Origin of the sequence: Alteromonas sp. AO-Serp (assembly GCF_017849675.1) — a bacterium.
GTDB lineage: Bacteria > Pseudomonadota > Gammaproteobacteria > Enterobacterales > Alteromonadaceae > Alteromonas > Alteromonas macleodii.
Genome location: NZ_JAFLMX010000109.1, coordinates 1 through 1,192, shown reverse-complemented (window position 1 = coordinate 1,192; position 1,192 = coordinate 1). Strand labels below are relative to the sequence as shown.

2 protein-coding genes are annotated in these 1,192 nt (G+C 46.1%); one reads left to right on the top strand and one right to left on the bottom strand.

The genetic code is table 11. The features are described 5' to 3' along the window. Positions 1–816, top strand: an 816-nt coding sequence (locus QVA83_RS08280) for an IS4 family transposase (protein WP_287498343.1), incomplete at its 5' end; no start/stop codon positions are given. A gap of 44 nt (positions 817–860) precedes the next feature. Here the strand turns inward: QVA83_RS08280 and QVA83_RS08275 are convergent. After that, a partial coding sequence (locus QVA83_RS08275) for an ATP-binding domain-containing protein (protein ID WP_287498342.1) occupies positions 861–1,192 on the bottom strand: 332 nt, incomplete at its 5' end.

Below are 1,192 nucleotides of genomic sequence, written 5' to 3'. Positions count from 1 at the left end.
CATTGCAACAAGACCAAAGAGAAACCCGCCACCCACAAAGCATTCTTAAAGACATTACACGCCATGTTACCTTCAAATTGCCGACCCATTATCGTTACCGATGCAGGGTATAAATCGCCTTGGTTCAGAGAGGTACTAGCGCTAAGGTGGGATATTGTTGGACGAGTTCGCAAACCGCATTTTTACTCGCTTGATAGCGGCAATACGTGGCAATGTATTCGTCACCTTTATGACCAAGCAACCTGTCGACCAAAGCGTTTTGATAACAGCCAAATAGTAAGGAGCAACCCCTTTGCTTGTACGCTAGTTCTGTTAAAACAGAAATCTAAAGGACGTCATGCATCAAATCCAGATGGTACACACAAAGCCTCAAAGCGCTCAAAAGTGCATGCGCAAGGGGCGAAAGACCCATGGCTATTAGCGACATCACTGGCGTCTCACCGAAGCTTATCGAAACAGGTCGTTGCTATTTATCGCCAGCGCATGCAGATTGAAGAAGGGTTTAGAGACATGAAAAGCACGAAGTTCGGGCTTGGCTACGAGCAGAATAAAAGTGTGAAAAAGCAACGGTTAACAATACTGGTATTGTTGACGACGTTAGCGTCACTCGTAGCTATATTACTGGGTATGGTACTCGTCTCATCGAATAAGCATCGGCGCTTCCAAGCCAATACTGAAACCAGGTGCGTGTTGTCATTCCATTACCTTGGACTCAGGGCTGTCGCTTGTCGAATACGATTTACTATGCGACAGTGGAAAGCTGCACTCAAATGGTACAGCTCCATAGTCGACGAGGCCTGGGCTGGGCACTCATGAAATTAAATTCGTGGGGATCCCTCAGGGTCAGAGTACATTTATTTCTATTCAGTCTCTGGGGTGGCATTTGATGTGCTCTCTAGTTGCAAGCTTATTGCCTCAGAAAGCCCGGAATAACGCTTATCCACCCGTTGAACCATGTGGGTAAATGTTGCGTTGTCAGAAATGATTAAGCAGCCGTCTTTAGCACGGGTTAACCCTGTGTACACTAGGCCTCGATGAAATAAATTGGCGGCTTTCTCGCTATCAGGCTTAGGTAAAATAAGTACGACATGGTTAAACTCAGAGCCTTGAGATTTATGTATGGTCATGGCATACACAGTTTCAAACTGCGGTACTCTTGATAGCGATATGCTGCGCAACGCTTGTTTTTGCG